This window comes from Vibrio sp. AIC-3 (assembly GCF_013114515.1).
Taxonomy (GTDB): Bacteria; Pseudomonadota; Gammaproteobacteria; order Enterobacterales; family Vibrionaceae; genus Vibrio; species Vibrio crassostreae_C.
Genome location: NZ_VTXG01000011.1, coordinates 21,682 through 38,867 on the forward strand (window position 1 = coordinate 21,682; position 17,186 = coordinate 38,867).

At 44.0% G+C, this 17,186-nt stretch carries 14 protein-coding genes and 1 pseudogene; 4 read left to right on the plus strand and 11 right to left on the minus strand.

All coding sequences use genetic code 11. The features are described from left to right. Positions 1–108: 108 nt before the first annotated feature. Positions 109–1,002 carry a DMT family transporter gene (locus tag F0229_RS09870; protein WP_171732729.1) on the minus strand — a complete coding sequence of 298 codons (894 nt, stop codon included), beginning with the start codon at positions 1,000–1,002 and terminating at the stop codon, positions 109–111. Positions 1,003–1,101: 99 nt separating this feature from the next. Here F0229_RS09870 and F0229_RS09875 point away from each other — a divergent pair, with 99 nt between their 5' ends. Beyond that, entirely contained in the window at positions 1,102–1,890 is a 789-nt protein-coding gene (locus F0229_RS09875) for a helix-turn-helix domain-containing protein (RefSeq protein WP_061032159.1), read from the plus strand. A gap of 100 nt (positions 1,891–1,990) precedes the next feature. Here F0229_RS09875 and F0229_RS09880 read toward each other — a convergent pair whose 3' ends face one another. The 6 genes and pseudogenes from F0229_RS09880 to F0229_RS09905 form a co-directional block, all read right to left on the minus strand. Further along, the gene (locus tag F0229_RS09880; RefSeq protein ID WP_065583542.1) at positions 1,991–2,173 is read right to left on the minus strand and encodes a hypothetical protein; all 183 of its coding nucleotides are present in this window, start codon (positions 2,171–2,173) and stop codon (positions 1,991–1,993) included. Next, positions 2,170–2,379 carry a hypothetical protein gene (locus F0229_RS09885; protein WP_048609786.1) on the minus strand — a complete coding sequence of 70 codons (210 nt, stop codon included), beginning with the start codon at positions 2,377–2,379 and terminating at the stop codon, positions 2,170–2,172. The genes F0229_RS09880 and F0229_RS09885 overlap by 4 nt, the downstream gene beginning before the upstream one ends. Positions 2,380–2,583: 204 nt before the next feature. After that, a pseudogene (locus tag F0229_RS09890) lies at positions 2,584–2,694 on the minus strand (lipocalin family protein); the annotation flags it as partial. Between the two features lie 508 nt (positions 2,695–3,202). Next, a complete protein-coding gene (locus F0229_RS09895) occupies positions 3,203–5,107 on the minus strand; it encodes a bifunctional UDP-sugar hydrolase/5'-nucleotidase (RefSeq protein ID WP_171732730.1) in 1,905 nt (634 codons plus the stop codon). Between the two features lie 301 nt (positions 5,108–5,408). Continuing rightward, positions 5,409–6,398, minus strand: a complete 990-nt coding sequence (locus F0229_RS09900; RefSeq protein WP_171732731.1) for a zinc-dependent alcohol dehydrogenase family protein — start codon at positions 6,396–6,398, stop codon at positions 5,409–5,411. 20 nt (positions 6,399–6,418) lie between these two features. Continuing rightward, positions 6,419–7,207, minus strand: a complete 789-nt coding sequence (locus F0229_RS09905; protein WP_171732732.1) for a phytanoyl-CoA dioxygenase family protein — start codon at positions 7,205–7,207, stop codon at positions 6,419–6,421. A gap of 319 nt (positions 7,208–7,526) precedes the next feature. Here F0229_RS09905 and F0229_RS09910 point away from each other — a divergent pair, with 319 nt between their 5' ends. After that, positions 7,527–8,735, plus strand: coding sequence for a GGDEF domain-containing protein (locus F0229_RS09910; protein WP_171732733.1), 1,209 nt, complete (start codon positions 7,527–7,529; stop codon positions 8,733–8,735). Here the strand turns inward: F0229_RS09910 and F0229_RS09915 are convergent. Further along, on the minus strand, positions 8,704–9,585 hold the full coding sequence (locus F0229_RS09915) for a DMT family transporter (protein ID WP_171732734.1): 882 nt from the start codon (positions 9,583–9,585) through the stop codon (positions 8,704–8,706). The two genes, F0229_RS09910 and F0229_RS09915, sit on opposite strands and share 32 nt — an antisense overlap. 143 nt (positions 9,586–9,728) lie before the next feature. Beyond that, positions 9,729–11,060 (minus strand): MFS transporter, encoded by a 1,332-nt coding sequence (locus F0229_RS09920; protein ID WP_171732735.1) that lies wholly within the window; start codon positions 11,058–11,060, stop codon positions 9,729–9,731. A gap of 317 nt (positions 11,061–11,377) precedes the next feature. On the opposite strand from F0229_RS09920, the gene kduD reads away from it, so the two are divergent. Next, positions 11,378–12,139 carry a 2-dehydro-3-deoxy-D-gluconate 5-dehydrogenase KduD gene (gene kduD, locus F0229_RS09925; protein WP_108092975.1) on the plus strand — a complete coding sequence of 254 codons (762 nt, stop codon included), beginning with the start codon at positions 11,378–11,380 and terminating at the stop codon, positions 12,137–12,139. Between the two features lie 53 nt (positions 12,140–12,192). Further along, positions 12,193–12,831: an RpiB/LacA/LacB family sugar-phosphate isomerase gene (locus F0229_RS09930; protein WP_017067927.1), complete on the plus strand. Its 639-nt coding sequence runs from the start codon at positions 12,193–12,195 to the stop codon at positions 12,829–12,831. 122 nt (positions 12,832–12,953) lie between these two features. Here F0229_RS09930 and F0229_RS09935 read toward each other — a convergent pair whose 3' ends face one another. Continuing rightward, the gene (locus F0229_RS09935; protein WP_171732736.1) at positions 12,954–15,563 is read right to left on the minus strand and encodes a hybrid sensor histidine kinase/response regulator; all 2,610 of its coding nucleotides are present in this window, start codon (positions 15,561–15,563) and stop codon (positions 12,954–12,956) included. Next, positions 15,556–16,785 carry an acyl-homoserine-lactone synthase gene (locus F0229_RS09940; RefSeq protein ID WP_171732737.1) on the minus strand — a complete coding sequence of 410 codons (1,230 nt, stop codon included), beginning with the start codon at positions 16,783–16,785 and terminating at the stop codon, positions 15,556–15,558. Before F0229_RS09940 ends, F0229_RS09935 begins: the two co-directional genes overlap by 8 nt. Positions 16,786–17,186: the final 401 nt, after the last annotated feature.

Below are 17,186 nucleotides of genomic sequence, written 5' to 3' on the forward strand. Positions count from 1 at the left end.
TGGAATTTGAAAGCGGTGTGAAAGAAACGAAAATGCCTGCGGAGTAACGCAGACATTCTTGAGTGAAACTTGTTCGTTTGTAGGAAGCTTAAAGTATGGGAACTGTGCCTAACTTTGTTGAGGTAGTGGCGCTTCCAGTCTTGGTTTTCTTTTTACTTGAGCAAGGATAACACCAGAAACGACCATGATACCGCCAATGATGTGGAACTGGTTAATCTCTTCGCCTAACCATGTCGATGCCAATACAATCGCGACGACAGGCATTAAGTTCATGAACATCGCACTTGAATCAGCGCCAATCGTGTCAATTGCTTTAACCCACATCCAAGGTGCCAAAATGGAAGCCGCTACAGCTGCGTAAGCAATCAAAGGAATGGCTTGTTGTGAAGGCACTAGCTGATCGCTCGTTAGCCAAAGTGGTGCCAACATCGCGACCGCGAATATCCCTTGCATGTAGATGACTACCCAGTTGCTGATCGGCATTTTCCAACGTTTTAATAAGACGCAGTAAGAAGCGTACACACAAGCTGCGATTAACATGTAGCCATCGCCCTGCGTTAACTCCTGATGGATGAAGAATAGGGGGTCGCCTTTACCAAGCATTAATGCTAAGCCTGATAGAGACAACACACCGCCTACAATACTCAAACTTGAAATCGACTTGTTAAGCAGTGGAACGCTAAGAAATACGCTGATCAATGGCACTAATGATGTAATCAAAGCCATGTTCGAAGCGGAAGTGGTTAAGCCAGCGTAGTAACCTAAAGATTGGTTCAACACCATGCCTAGAAAGCCAAGGAAAGCCAGCTTTGATAAGTTAGGTTTAATGATTGACCATTGCTTAATAACCGAGCGAATGCAGAAAGGCGTTAGAATTAACATCGCAATAAACCAACGGTAAAAACTCATCGCGCTGGGTTCGATGGTGCTTGCAGCGAGCTTGTTGACTATCGCATTGGCACCCCAGATACAGACTGTGAAAAAAGGTAAAAGATAATGCATGTGAATTCCATCGCAAAATGAGTTGATGCGGCTAGTTTGACAGGTCGTTATACTTACAGATATCTTTAAAAAGACATCAGGCGCGATAGGAAGACAAGATTGAAAAAACACTCAAGAAACCTGCACCCATCCTTATCAATTGATAAGGCACCATCCAACGTATTTATGAATTTCGAAGCGTTCTTATCGAATACCGAAACTCGTGTCCACAGTCACCCCTGGGGGCAAGTTCAACTGATCAGTGGTGGGATTCTTGAAATGGAAGCAGAGGATACGCGCTTCCTAGCACCACCACACCTTGCGATTTGGGTACCTGCAGGGGTCAGGCATTGCAGCTATAACCGTAAACCTTTGGACTACTGTTCACTGAATATCGCACCAGAGTTAACTCAGCACCTGCCAGAAAAGACCAGCCTCATTAAGATCACGCCGATAGTCTCTTCGATCATTGATGACTTTCGTCAACGTGATATCAACGTCGCACAAACCGAACCAGACAAGAGATTGGTCCAGGTCTTATTGGATCAACTCGCAGAGCGCCAAGTTGAACACCACTTCCTACCGTCTACTGACAACAAGTACCTTGCGCCTATTTTAGCGGCGATAGAAGAGAACCCAACGGATGAGATTTCGTTGAAAGATTGGGCGGAGAAAGTACATGCTACCGAGCGCACTTTGTCTCGTCATTGCCAGAGTGAACTGGGCATGAGTTTTACTGAATGGCGACTGCGCGTTCGTTATTTATACTCAATGGATCTGCTAAGAAATGGGCAGTCGGTTAAAGAAGTTGCGCTTACGTTAGGCTACAACCAAGCCAGTCCTTTCATCAGTATGTTTAAGAAGTATTCAGGACAAACACCAGAGCAGTATAAGAATCGATTGTTGTAGCTCGGTCTTGTTGCCAAAAGAACGGATGTTTGCGCTAGTTAGTGCGTAGATAGACCACAAGTGAATAGATAGACCATAAGTGAATACGTGCAGTATGAGCTTATGGAATCGCCCCTAACAGCCCATATATTTCGCTCTGTTGTTCGGTGACATCCTCATAGTGTTGGTTCAATAGAGCACTGTTGCTGCTCACTTTGAACAGTATGTACGTTTCTCCGTCGACCTCGAACCAATTGAAGGTTCCATGCTGGTTATACGTGGTCATTGTTTTGTTTATCTTCATGAGATATACATTAGCAGCGCAAGACATGCAGACGTACATAAGCCAAAGAAAGAAAAGAAAAACCACGAGCCTAATACTGTTTTTTCTTTTCCTACCTCTTCATTACTTTGCTGCCAACCAAGTTCACGAACCTGATCCTTGGTAAGGTTTAAGTCTAGTTTCTCGATGTATCTGTTAAGTTCGTCATTGTGCACTGAGCTAAGCATGTTCTATCTCCTCTAACCATTTGATTGGTATTTTAGGGGAGCCCAGTGTTTGGTTAAATTAGATGTTTTTCAACAGGCGTTAAGGTAAATAGAACATATGGAATAACAAAAAACCTCCGTGGTGGAGGTTTTGGTTGAAAGTGTTTTAGTTGATGGTTATCGCGATGTATTTGTTGTTAGATTCCACCTGTATTAATACACAATCTAATACCCAGTCAACTCCATATAGCCAGACCCAGAATGAGAACCTTTGATTTCAATTGGCCCTTCCCAATAAGGAACCGACAGCGGCATTTTGGGGCTGTTTATAGATAATAAATATCTATGTTAAAAATTGTCCCAATTCTAATTCGTTTTAAAAGAAAACGCCCCCGATTGGTTGAAGCCAATCAGGGTTAGTAAGGCCCAAGAAAATCTAGTTACTTGGACTTTATTGCGAGGATTAATTTTGCTAAGGCACCTAACAAAGCAGCGATAGCGAAAACCAATTCAGGGTTATTCATATTATTACCTATAAAGAAGCTCTCGCCTTATGTGAGAGATTCTTCGTATTATCAACATGCATGTGATGGAAGGCAAGATAAAGAAATGGGGCTACCTGTGGATAACTATCTGATTTATTAGGTTTTACTAAAAGGGGGGGAGGCGGTGTAGCCTTCAAGTTGCAAAGTACTTGCTTACAATAGTAATGAGTGTGTCAAAGAGTTTGCTTTTACTTCTATTTTTCAACGTCACTTAATATGGATCGTACTCAACTTTCCGTAATCAACGACCTAACCACGCTCTAAGCGTCGTTAAGTCGTTATTGGTTTGAGGTCAGGGATTAATTGAGCGCTTCAATCAGAGTGATTTCGCGTTTGATCTGCTTACTCTCTTGCTCAGTTGCTTGCGCCAGTTTCTTTTCGCGTGTGGTTATGGCAGCTTGTTTCGCTTCGTCAGATTTGAACATCAGTTCTTTTACGTTGATAGAAGCGATGTTTGTGTAGCGGCCATCGTCACTGGTCGGGATTGATATGGTTTCATCATTAATCAATGACTTCACTATCTCTCGTTGTTCATTATAACGGCTTTCTAAACCAGAAAGTGCCCATCGTTGTTGAGGTTTACCTTCATACTGACCGTTCCTTTCTTCTTTAAGATATTTGATGGTCATATTACGGATTGTGCCTGCTTCTTCTCCATACTCTGCTTCCGTATCAAAAAGTACAGGGAACGATTCGCCTTCTAGCACGCCGCCTTTCTTGGTTAGATGACCCATTCGATAGCTATTCATACCAATACGGATTTCTGTTTGATCTGTAACCGGAGTGCCATCTGCAAACGCGAGGTTGGTAATGCGTGTACCTGCAGGCTGAGTAAGGTCGATGGTATAAGCCACGCCCGCGAAGAAGTCATTGGTCGAGTATTTTGATGCTCTGCGTTCAGGGTTAAAGCTGTAGGTTACATCGCCAGGTTGTACTGAGTTGAAGTAGCCCGCAGACCATTCCATGTAGGTTCTCAGCTCTTTGCCTGTCATCTGGTAGACAGTGATTTCGCCACCTGCGTATTGGTAGTTGTACGCGATGTCTTTGGCTTTGATTGGGCCAACATCGAGCTTGGCATTGTCGTTGTCTATTTGAAGTGCGATGACATTGGCTTTAGGTGCATAGAAGAAGCTCGCTTCTTGGAATAGCGCACTGATGCCTGTGTCTTGAACATGGACTTGAGGGATACCGCGGATTTCGTTTTCTGGGACTAAATCAACGCCGGTAAGTTGAGCGACAGGTCTGTTCGCCATTTCTCGGAGTTGTTTGTGGTAAGGCTGGTATAACTCGTCCATATTCTCATCAGAGTCGATACCTTTAATTTTATAGGTGAAGCTGTCTTTGTTGACGAGAGTGAATGTGCCATCGCGCTCTTCAAATTGAAGATCGATACGAGATAGGGCGCGGCCATATCTGTCGGGTTCAGTAATAATAACGCCATTTACAACGGCTTTCTCGATGCGAGTGTGCATGTGGCCAGCGACGATGGCATCAAGCTCTGGGTTTGCATTGGCAATGTCGGTGACACCGGTGTCGGCAATGTCATTCTCGTTCTCAATTCCCATATGGGCAACCAATATGATGGCATCCACTTTATCATCAATCTCTTTGACGATTTTCTTCACTTCCAAGGTTGGATTAGTGAAAGTGACGCCTTCTAAACGGTTGGTACCTTGCGCAAAGACCTCCGTCATTGGGGTATCCATTCCGATCACGCCGATCTTAATGCTACCGCGTTCTAGGATGGTGTAACCAGGCAGGAATGGGTTTCCGTTTTTGTTCTTGATGTTGCCACCGAGAGACTGCCCTTTAAATTGGGTAACGGCCCTGTTGAGGGTTTTGAGGCCAAAGTCGAATTCGTGGTTACCTAAAACCCACACATCGTATTTCATGTGATTAAAGCCAAGCATCATTGGATCAACGGGCTCGTCTTTGAAGGTTTCTACGAAGTTGCCTTGGATGGTATCGCCAGCGTCGACAAGGATAATGTTAGATTGCTCTTTGCGGATCTCACCAACTTTGGTCGCGATTTGGCTCAAGCTACCACGAGTGTTGAGTTTATCTGCCGCGTAATCCCACGCCATAAAATGACCGTGGATATCTGAAGTACCCAGTATCGTGACATCGTGTATATCGCCATCAGCTGCAAAGGTGGGAAAGGCTAGAGAGAGTAGGATGGCGCTTGATAGTATGTGTCTTTTCATAAGTATGTTCACATCGTGGTTTTAAGTATGACGCTACCATATAGAATCGAGGTTATCTTATGGGTGATCAGTATCATATTTCTACTGATATAACTAATTGATGTTTCAAATAAATGTGATTCATGACCATCTCGTAACCACTTAAGTTATGGAGAAATGCACCACAACTCTTCGCTATCTTTTCAATCTTCGATTTCTTTAATCAAACTTCCTAAGCGATGGTGTATTAACAAGCACGCTTGTAAGCTGTTGAACGTCTTGCCTGTTGAAATAAACAAGGTATATATCGTCCAACTCTCACTTACTGTGGCAGTAAGATGATCTTACCCTCTAGGCGTGTGGTTTTCGATTCAATGAGATCAATCGCGGTTTGCACTTCATCGAATAGTAGATAGCGGTCAACGTCGAGCTGAATGTCGTTTGTGATGAAGTGATCTAGCATGGTCGTGAACTTATCACGGCGAACATCTTTACCTTCTGCTTCCTCCCAATAACGCAAGAAGAAGGTGCTGAAATCGATGTGTTGGTTTTTCGCGTACTCAAAGAAGCGTGGCTCGTAAAAATCCAACGACAGCGTCCCATAGTTGATAAAGCGCCCGTTGTTGCCAAGGGTGTGAACAAGATCGGTTCCGGGTGAGCCGCCAATCGCATCAAAGGCAACGGTTGGCATAGGCAAGCCTAATGCCTTAATTTGAGAAACTAGATCAGCGTTCGCATCTATCACCCAACAGGAAGTGGCAGGGTATTGTGTCTGCTGTGATGTAACGACAATGATGTTGAAGCCGAGTGATGCTGATAACTGGGAGAAGATCTTACCGATGGCTGAACTGCCCGCGTTGATGATCAACACATCCTCTTGGGTCAGCTTGGCTATTTCTGTCGTTAGCACCCATGCGGTTAGCGCATTAATGTACAACTGACAGGCGTAGCCATTGTCTAAATGTTGAGGAATTTGGAACAGATCATCTGGTGATACATCGACATAGTTCTGCCATGTTCCACTGGTTGCCACAAGCACTCGTTGATTCACTATAAACTCAGCACTGCTGGATTCTACAATCCTTCCTACCGCTTCAAATCCCGGTACTCTCGGCGGCTGATGGCTATGTTTGTATTGGCCCACACCATAAATCGACAACAGATCACTAGGGTTGATGTTAGTCGCTTCAATTTGTACGCGAACTTTATCTTTGTCTAGTACCCCTAAAGCGACATGTTCTAACTTGAGAGATTCTTTTGGCTGACCGAAACGGAACTGGCTAATTCGGGTATTTTGCTTAGTGTCAGTCATAGTTTGGGCACCTTTATGGATTATGAGTACTGCATTGATTTTAAGTGTAGCGTGTTCATAAACAACCTTGGGTCGCTAATATTGCTTAACATAACTGGCGTCGGTAAACAGTCGTCATCAACGTAGTCGACATAGTCTGCCGCCGAATCGAAGATCAAAATATCCAAAGCCAAACGATCCAAGCCATATCGGCCTCGGTGGATCATATCCGCTGAAAACACCAATAAGTCACCTGCGGCTAACGGTATCTGCTTACCACCAGAGATGTCATCGCTGCTCACTTTGCCGTTTTCTTCTTGGCGAACATTGTACTCTTCTTCGTTATCCCAACGTTTGTGCGTGCCGGGGATAAGTTCCATGCCGGGCTCATCAAAAAGGGGCACTCGCAGATGCAATACTTGGGTTTCCATGATGACTTTCATCTGGTCATCAATGTCGTAGTCGTATTGACAGTCACGATGCCAGAAGTCTTTTTGCTGCGGGTTTACTGGGTTGAAGAACAGCTGTGTATTCATGAATGCCGGCTTGTTCGGAATCACCGCATCAACCACATCCATCACTTGTTTCGAGCTGATGAAGTCGAAAAGCACGCTTCTATCGTCGGCAGGCAAATACTCGCTTCCCGTAATTAAAGACGAGTTAAATGCTTCTTCTTTATAGAATTCTTCGTTGTCTGCTTTCCATGATTCATGAAATTTCAGCACGACTTTTCTAAGCGATGCAATTTGAGCTTCATTGAAATAATTTCTGATAACAAAGTAACCATGTTCGTCGTAACGGTCACTTAATTGTTGGCTGTTTTCTACCACTGACTACCTTCGTTCATTCTTTGCTGTATAATAACTAAGGTCAACAGCCCTAGAGATTTCTTGGGCGCATAATGCCAGACAGTCGTCATTCAACCAAGTAACGAGTGCAGAAGCCTGTAGATTCAGTGATGCGATAAAACTCTATGGGGGCGAGTGTTACATGCCTATCCATATCATGGACTCATGCGATAAAAATCTCCGCATATGTGATCTACCCCCTTTTTTTATAAAATAAAAAGATTCACATGGTGAATGTTTTTGTGGTTTGCATGATTATTGACCATGTTGAAATTTGGTTGCGTATGGAAGATAGAAAATCATGGATGGTTTTTCGCTGGATATGAGAACACTTAATTTTATTATTATTTTGTTCTCTTTCATTTACTGCATTGGCTTGTTGCTGTTCCAATTTACCCAACAGTCCATTAAAGGGCTTTCAATTTTTTCCATTTCAATATTTGTTATCGGAAGTGGGCCGTTGATGTTGAGCCTAAGAGGGGAACTCCCTGATTGGATCACTGTTATTGGCGCCAACATGGTCATTGCGCTTGGCTTTCATCTCGCTTTGTATAGCTTGTGCCTGTTTCGAGAATATTCCCTAAAATGCACCTACCTCAGCAGTCTGATGATGTTGGCTCTTTTGCTAGGTTTTATTCACTTCACGTACTATGAACCTTCCATCAAAGCTCGAATTATTCTCATTAGTTTATATTTGGCCTTTGTTACTCTTTGCACTGCCTTTGTGGTGTTAAAGGGTCAACGTGATGACTTGACCCTAGCAACTCGAATGATGGCCTTATCATTTTTGATATATGGTGGGTTTATGGTTTTCCGAGTACTGGTGACGCTATTTTCAACTGAGCTTCAGGATTTCATGGCAGCCGCACTCATTCATCAACTTGCCTTTTTAATGAGTATTGTTCTTATCGTGTCGATGAGCTTCACAATGCTCTGGTTGATTAATGCAAGGTTGCTTAGGTCTATTCATGACCTGTCTTACAGCGACCCTTTAACGGCACTTGGAAACCGCAGAGCTTTAGATGAAATGGTTCCAGTCGTCATGAAGCAGGCGGGGACTGCACCTGTTAGTGCCATTATGATGGATATTGATAACTTTAAGTCGATCAATGACCAACACGGACACATTGTGGGTGATCTCGTGATCAAGTCTTTTGCTGAAATGGTTCAAAGTGCAATCAAAACATCGCCAACAGCCAGTGCGTTTCGTTTTGGCGGAGACGAGATAATGATTTTATTGCCCAATGTTAATTTCCTACAAGCACAGGTTATTGCTTGTAAGCTGCGATTATCTATTTCAGAGATCTCAGCCGTACAAGGGAATGAGATGTTTCTGACGTCGAGTTTCGGTGTCGCTCAGCTTCACCCACATGAGAATTGGGATGGGTTTATTACTCGAGCCGACAAAGCGTTATATCAAGCGAAAACAAACGGTCGCAATATGACTTCAATTTGTCCTAGTCATATTAACGAGATCGTCACTGCCACATCACCAATACCGCTGCAATAGAGAGTAAGATGAGTGCAAGAATGTCTTTGCGTGCGATGCTTTGTCCTAACCAGAAGTAGGATATCAACACCATGAAGATCACTTCGACTTGCCCAAGCGTCTTTACGTACGGAACGGCTTGAAGTGACATTGCGCTAAACCAACCCAGAGAACCGATAACACTCGCTAGGCTTGTCATTACGACCAGTTTCGACTTCTTGAATATCAGGCGCAGCGTGTCGCGTTCTCTGAAAAAGAGATACGTACAGATAATCACTGTCTGAAGGGAAATGACGAGGAACAGCACCCAAGCAGCGCTATGAGGGAACGGCAACCCTATGTTCAAACTTGCTTCCCGTACCCAAAGAGACGTTAAAGCAAAGGCGGTGCTACACGCCATACCTAATAAGAACACTTTTGGGGACAAGCTTCGCCAGCCAGAAGCGCTACTCATGATTAGCACGCCTAAAGTACCAATAAGTACGCCGACCCAACCTGTTAGTGTCAAAGCAGTACCAAAAAACAATACGGATAGCACCGCAGACACGGGGGCTTCACACTTGGCTAATCCTGCGCCTATCGCATAGTTTTCTAGCTTGAACAGCATCACCATTAAGCCGGTCGCGAGGATCTGCATGATGGCGGCAGCAACAATATAGAAAACAAACTCACCCGAAAAATCCGGTGCGGATACGGGCTGCCATTGATAGAGGGCGCAGAGGTAAATAAGGGCGATAGGGCTAGCCCAAATAAATCGCGCTAACGTTACGCCAGCCACGCTCATGGTGCCACTTAATTTACTTTGAAAGGCATTGCGCCAAGATTGGCTAAAGGCGGCAAGGAGAGTAAAGGCTATCCAACTAAAAGACATGACGCGTCCATGTGTTATGTAATTTGGTGGTGATACTAACAAAAAATCACTTGATAAGAAGTGTCATTATCTGTTTATAGCCACAGGCTCACCTTTATTCTCTATTCGGCAGTAGAGATATCTTCAACAGTTCGATGCTTTCTTCAGAAGATCGGCTGTTTCTTGTTTTTGAAATAGAACAGCGCGCTGATCGAAATGAACAGTAAGGTGAAGTAATAGAAAAACGAAGACAGTGAGGCCAAGAAGGCAAGGTTCTGTTCTATTTCTTGTTCGGTGAAGCCCTGAGACACCAACTTATAGTAGTAAGCGTACAAGATCCCGATCAGCCCGTATCCGAGGTTAAACATTAAACCTTTGAAACTAAGAACGGTGGCTCGGTTGTGCGATTCGGTCTTTTTATTCAGGTGGTAGCTGATGAAAATGTTCATCGTCATGATGATAAAGATTAACACCAACGCTGGAATGACCCCGTAAATCGACCAACCTAAACTGATCCAGTAATAAGTCGCCATGCTTGCTAAACCCATGACCACAATGAAGGTTTTAGGCTCCATACTCTCTGCTAATCTTCGGCTTTGTCCTGCCAATATAATCTTAAGCAAACTTATACCCGCACCAATAAAACCAAAGTAGATAATTGGAATATCAATCGCCAGATAGTATTGGCTGTTCATGGTTAGGAACATGCGTGAGGTGTGTTCGAATAGGCTGTAGTAGAGCAAGATGAACAGCACGTAAGGTGTAGCGAATACCCATTTACCCGCATCGATCGTCAATTTAAGACTTGAGATGGTGGTTGCCAATTTGGTTTGGTCGCTTGGCATCACCTTTTTCTCTTCGCGCATATTAATCGCGGCATAGATGGCGATCATCGCTACAAATAGGGTGGCGAACACAGGAATACGCATCAGGTCTTTAGTGCTTTCTGGTTCGGCTAGTCCAAGGAAATGAAAGATGTTCGTCATAAAGTTCACGTCGTACATCGCCGCACCAATCAGCGTGACAAAGATACCGACCGTTGAGGCGACACGAAGCTGGATTTGCAGCACTCGCGGCCACAACTCTTCATTACCTTGTTCTTTTAAGGTGTCGTAAGCCAATGCCTCGTCGGCGCCGCTGGCCAGTGCCATCGCTAAGCCACTGAGAATCCGGTTAATCAGAAAGACTATGAACACCAAGTCGGGGTTTCCGGTTGGCACTAAGGCGATCATTGCGATCTCAACAAACATCACAATCGAAGACAGCACCACCAGTTTCTTGCGGCCTAAGGTATCGGCGAATGCACCCGACGGTACTTCAGCAAGCACAATGGTGGCCGCCCAAACTACATTGAGCATCGCGAATTGAGACAGGGTTAACCCGTAATCTAAATAAAGTAGTGTGAATATAGGGTAGTAAAAACGCGCAAAGTAGCTGCTTCTAAACATTAAGAAGTAGCGGACATTGGGAATTTTAAGGATCTCTTTGAGCGTCATGATAATTTCAGTAATTTAGATAACACATTATTATGTATAATCCTTTTACTCTTTTAAATCATGGAATTGTTGCCAAATCCCTAAAATATCTGGTTTGGGTGATCTTCGAACTCATTGTTCATAGTGGGTTATAGGTTTCTCGTCTTCAAATCACTTTCCCCTATTCATTTAGTTTGTGGTGCCGTTTCACTTGTTCGACTGATTTTGGTGCAAGATCGAACTTCTACAACGTCGCTCTCGTATTTACATCTTATTGTATGATTTAATTATTGGTAATAACGATACGCAATGAATCCAATGTAATTGAGGAAGCGAGCATGATCTTAGAGTCATTCAGTCTGGAAGGTAAAGTAGCGATAGTGACGGGCTGTAACACGGGGCTTGGGCAAGGTATTGCATTAGGCCTAGCGGAAGCCGGTTGTAAGGTTGTCGGTGTTAACCGAACAGAACCTGAAGAGACTATTGAAAAAATGAGTGCAGCAGGCCATTCGTTCTTAAACGTGAGTGCTGATCTTCTCGATCAAGCGTGCATTCCAGGGGTTATAGAGCGCACTTTGGCTGAGTTTGGCCAAGTCGACATTCTCGTGAACAATGCAGGAATTATTCGCCGCCAAGATGCTATTGAGTTCTCAGAGCAAGATTGGGATGACGTAATGAACGTGAACACCAAGACAGTGTTCTTTATGTCTCAGGCTGTTGCAAAGCAGTTTAAGGCTCAAGGTACTGGCGGAAAGATCATTAACATTGCATCGATGCTCTCATTCCAAGGTGGCATTCGAGTTCCTTCCTATACGGCTTCAAAAAGCGCTGTGATGGGAGTGACACGTGCTATGGCGAACGAATGGGCGCGCGACAATATCAATGTGAATGCGATAGCACCCGGTTATATGGAAACGAACAATACTCAAGCTCTGCGTGAAGATGCTGAGCGCAATCAAGCGATTCTTGAGCGTATTCCGGCTGAGCGTTGGGGTAAACCGCAAGATATCGCAGGTCCTTGTGTGTTCTTAGCATCATCAGCATCGGATTACATTAATGGCTATACCATTGCTGTTGACGGTGGTTGGTTAGCACGCTAATTAGTTTTTTATTCTAAATTTTGAGTTTGCAGCAATCTTGCAGGAGAAGATAAATGAAAATCGCTTTAATGATGGAAAACAGTCAAGCAGGCAAAAATGCTATGGTATCAGCTGAACTAGAGTCAGTTGCTGGTGGTTTTGGTCACGATGTCTTCAACCTAGGAATGACAGACGAGAACGATCACCACTTAACGTATATTCATCTAGGTATTATGGCGAGCATTCTGATTAACTCAAAGGCTGTTGACTTTGTTGTGACAGGATGTGGCACTGGCCAAGGTGCTTTGATGTCACTGAACCTGCATCCGGGGGTGGTTTGTGGTTACTGCCTAGAGCCATCAGATGCTTTCTTGTTTAACCAAATTAACAACGGTAATGCTCTCGCTCTCGCTTTTGCTAAAGGCTTTGGCTGGGCAGGTGAACTCAACATTCGTTATATCTTTGAAAAAGCGTTCACAGGCGAGCGTGGTAATGGGTATCCACTAGAGCGTGCAGAACCACAGCAACGTAATGCAGCAATTTTGAATGAAGTGAAAGCGGCGGTGGTAAAAGATAACTTTATTGATTCTCTGAGAGCCATCGACCAAGATCTAGTGAAAACAGCGGTTGGCAGCGAACGTTTCCAACAATGCTTCTTTGAGCATTGCCAAAACCAAGAAATCGCTGATTATGTTCGTTCACTTTTAGATTAATTAGAGCGTTTAGTTCTGATAGAGCCAGCCTTGTTCGGCTGGCTTTTTGATGAATAATTAAAGGAAAGTTGTGAGGCAGACAGTAATCAACTGGAAAAATGGCGATTCGTGTTTTCCTGAATTTACTCTTCATCTTCGGTTTCTTTGGAAGCATTCGAGGCACAGCCTTTCTCTAGCCAGTTGTCCAGTACGTGTTGCAGTGCCTTCAAAGAGGTTGGCTTCTCTAGGCGACCATCCATCAGTTTGCTGATCATATCTAACTCGTGTTGTCCTGATTCGCCAGACAAAGCAATGATTGGCGTTTGAGGAGAGCGTGCCTTGATAATTTGGCTTGCGTCAAAACCATTCATTATCGGCATTTGTACGTCCATTAAGATCAAATCGACCTTGTGTGTTTTGAACAGTTCGACGGCATTCTCACCGTTTTTGGCTTGTAAGCTATTGACGCCAAGTCGACTCAAGTACATTTGAACAAGCGTGCGTTGTACTTCTTTATCATCAACGATCAGTACGGTTGGAGCCAAATGATTCCCTGGGGTTAGCGTGCTTGTTGGTTCTGAATTTTGCGTTGCCGCTTGGTTGTCTGGCTTAGCTTCAGCGTTGGTTTTGTTTTCAGTTGCAGTTTGATTACCTTTCCAATCATCGAAGTAAGGCGTACGAAGTGCGTCTGCTTTGGGGGCATTGGGTACCACCGGGAAGTACAGGTGGAACTCAGTAAACTCCCCAAGTTTAGAGTGGCACTCAACTCGGCCGCCAAATGAACGCATCACTCGTTGGCAATAACCGAGCCCTAGGCCGCTACCACCGCTTTTTTGGTAAGAGAAGAAATCATCAAAAATTTTATGTGTAATGGCTTCGTCAATGCCGGGGCCGGTATCTCGGAATATTAGAACGTTCTCGTACGGTCCGGTGTTGGTGCTGATCTCAATTTGGCTTTCTGGATAAGAATCAAAGTAATAGATTGCATTACGTATCAGGTTGAAAATGACGAAGTTGAATAAGGTTTCATTCAGCTTTGCCACAAAATCAGCATGTTGTGGTAAACGAATTCGCTCAATGATCTTCTCGTTCTCAAAGCCATAATGGCTGACGGCTTGATCCACGGCCTTGTGGATAGAGGTCATGGTGATTGGTCCATGCTCGGGTGAGCTGTCACTGACTTCTCGCAAGATGATATCAATCAGCTGTCGACCACGTTGAATCGCAGCTTGGCCGTTCTCAATATCAAGTAAGATCTGTTTCGCTGGAGCTTGATTATCAATGTGCTGTTTTAATAGTTCAAATTGCAATTGCACTTGAGCCAGTGGGTTACGCATTTCATGAGCGATTGAGTTAGCAAGGGCCCGGCTTTGGCGGATGCGTCTATCGGCTTCGATAGTGCTTTGTACTCGAGTTAACAAGGTTTGCAGGGCAGAGATCTCTTCGTTAGAGAACATCTGATCGTTGCTCTTGTGTGACGATACTAACAAGTGCGTGACCGATTTCCCCTGACCAAACAGAGGTATCACCAAAGCGGTATCGTTGGAGCTCATCTTGTCATACAGGGCTTTGATTGAGCGCTTGGCTGGTGCGGTGTAATCAAGCTCCTGAGACAACTCATCGAACACTAAAACGGACTTGTTAGTAGACAGATAATCTTCGTAGAAGGTTTCGTTATAGTTGCTGTTAACTAGACGTAGCTTATCTTCTGGAATTTGCAGTAGGCTACCCAAACGACGCATTGCATCATCAATTGATAGCTTGAAATCCTCTTCTAGCGCGAGGATCTGTTGTACTGGCGTTTTCTTGTTTCCGTAGATAAAGAATGAGGCGTAGTCGCTCACACGTTTGTAGAGTAAATGCCAAGTGATGCCGATAACCGCGCAGATCGGTATAGCAATGAGCCATTGGTTATCGTCTGTCAGTGGGATAAATATCGCGCCAAAAGGTATCACCAAAATTGCACACACCAACAACGTATTTAGGCTCATATACGCAAGGTATTTCACGCTATAGAAGCGAGAGGTCAGTAGAGCATAGCCAACGAACAACATCTCACTGATCGACAAGGCTGGTGGTAGCCAAGTGAGTGAGAAGTCACGCAAGAAGTAGGTCATACCTAGATGGATCGTCGCAGTAGACAGCATGAACACTAAGATGCCCGCGATCATGTAGTTGGTTTTGGCTAAGGTAAGCTTGCTGCTGTTGGCGCGCATGGCCACGAGGTTGAATAGCGTCAGGACAACGAAGCTGATCATCCCGATAAAGAAGTACGGCGTGTGTGTGCCAAACTCGATCACGAACTGGCTTGGGCCAGCAATCGTGACATGTTCAACGGTTAACCCCGGACTTAAATTGATAAAGAAGGAGTAGACAGTCAGTGTGACAAAAATGGCTTGCTGCCATGCATGAACCTTACCATTACGTTGTTCGGCTGCGAGTTTGCACGAGAAGTAATAGGCAAAGGCAAATGCAAAGAAAGAGGCGAGGTTGGCAAACTTTGCCGCGAACACAGCGGCCGAGGCCCCAAGTTCTGGCAATAAATCGGTATGGAAGTAGGCGTTGCTGCTGATCCACGCAACAATACAGATCGAATAGGCGATGTAAGGGGCATGGTGTGTCCCTGCGATCACTTCGTTCTTCTGTTTCAGGCGATAGCAGTAATAGAACAACCACATGACAACCACAGCCACGGTTGCAAGCAGTGTGATTGCTTTTGTATAGATGATCGCTTCTAGGCCGAAATCAAACATGTTCATCCTTTTTCACCGAGCTAGTTTTTCCTGCCGAGCGCGACTTTTCTAATGACTTTCTGCTTTCTCGCACTGCGCGTTTGTAGCTTCGAAAATCGACATTATTGAACGCTTTTACCATCATCTCAAAATTCCAGAATCCACGATAAATTGTCGTGCCATCGTCATTTAATTCGCAATATCCAGAATGGAAGTATGCATTGGAATCAATGGTTTGATAAAACTGAAGCATGAAAGGTTGCTCGATAATAGTGAAGCCAATCTTATAGCCTATTTGGTGTAACACACTCATCAGCTCTTTTTGAGAAAGGTAGAGGAAATAGAGCTTTTGTTGGGTATTGCCACTGACTGTCAGACGTAACACCTCACACAGGGCATCTTTGTCGGACAATTGTAACTGGAATTGTTGGTCAAATTCTGGGAGAGAGTAACACTTTGACAGTGTAGGTGGTGTGAAAAGTTGTAGCTTCGCCAGTTCGTCGTAACCGTGATTGGGTAAACAGTAGTGCCATTGCTCATTGCTAAATGGCGGTGCGTAACTTAGCCAAGTGTCATTCTTAGACCAGTCTTGAATCAGCGCAGAGGAAACCAGTGTTGGAAAGGCTTCATCGACTGGGTGTTTGAGCAGAATAAAATGCTTACCTGCCTGAGAAAGGTGTAATAAAGGCAGCATCTCAAACCATTTCTCGCCCTTGATGAACACCTCGAGATTGCTTAAAGCAATGGCATCGCTGATTGGCATTCCTTGTGGGTGACTCGGTGTTTGTACCAAAAGTGGCTCATGTTCTATCTGTTCGATGATCGCACCGTAATAAGCACTGTCATTGATAGGGAGGTCGACATGAGAAATGGAGCTTGGATTTAATGGAGATTTTGCTTTGATCGCAGCAATTTCACACTCACACCAGAAATCTAGCCAATGCATATAGCACTGCCCTACAGCCTGCTCTAGAAGAGCAATCTCTGCAGATAGTGTATTTGGATAGCGCAGAATCAGATCGCGGTAGTCCATCACCTCAAACAATACAGAATAGCTTTTGTTTTGATGCTCTGGGAAAAGCAATTCTAACTGGCTTCTACGATATTCAGTCACGTTTTGAAAAAGCTCAGTGCGCTCATGTGGCTGATAAGTGTTGATGACGAGCTCTATCAGCGCTCGCTGTTTTATTTCGATAGACAGACTGCTAACCAACAGTGAGCCTAAAGACGACGTTAATTTCATGTTTAACCTAGCCTAGGTTTATATAATTATTTTTATTTGATCTGCACTATCTATAGGACACTGATTTTAGGTATGTGTTTGAAGTTACGTTACTTTGAGAGAGCCAATCGTAACTTTACTTGTGTCCATGTTGTGAGAAGTAAGTTGCATAATCGGGTGAGATTTTACTACTTGCACCCACCCTTAACAATAAAGATTTTCCATATTTGAATGAATTCACAGATGAACAAAGTACATTATTATCAACAACTTGTAGGGAAGGATCACAGTTTTAAAATCAGACATGATTAAGCCGAGCATAAACTTTTGAATTTATAAAATAATCTCAAATATCTATTTTTTGAACCAATATCATAATCCAAATCAACATGAGCTCATCTTATTAATTACAGCGTGAATGT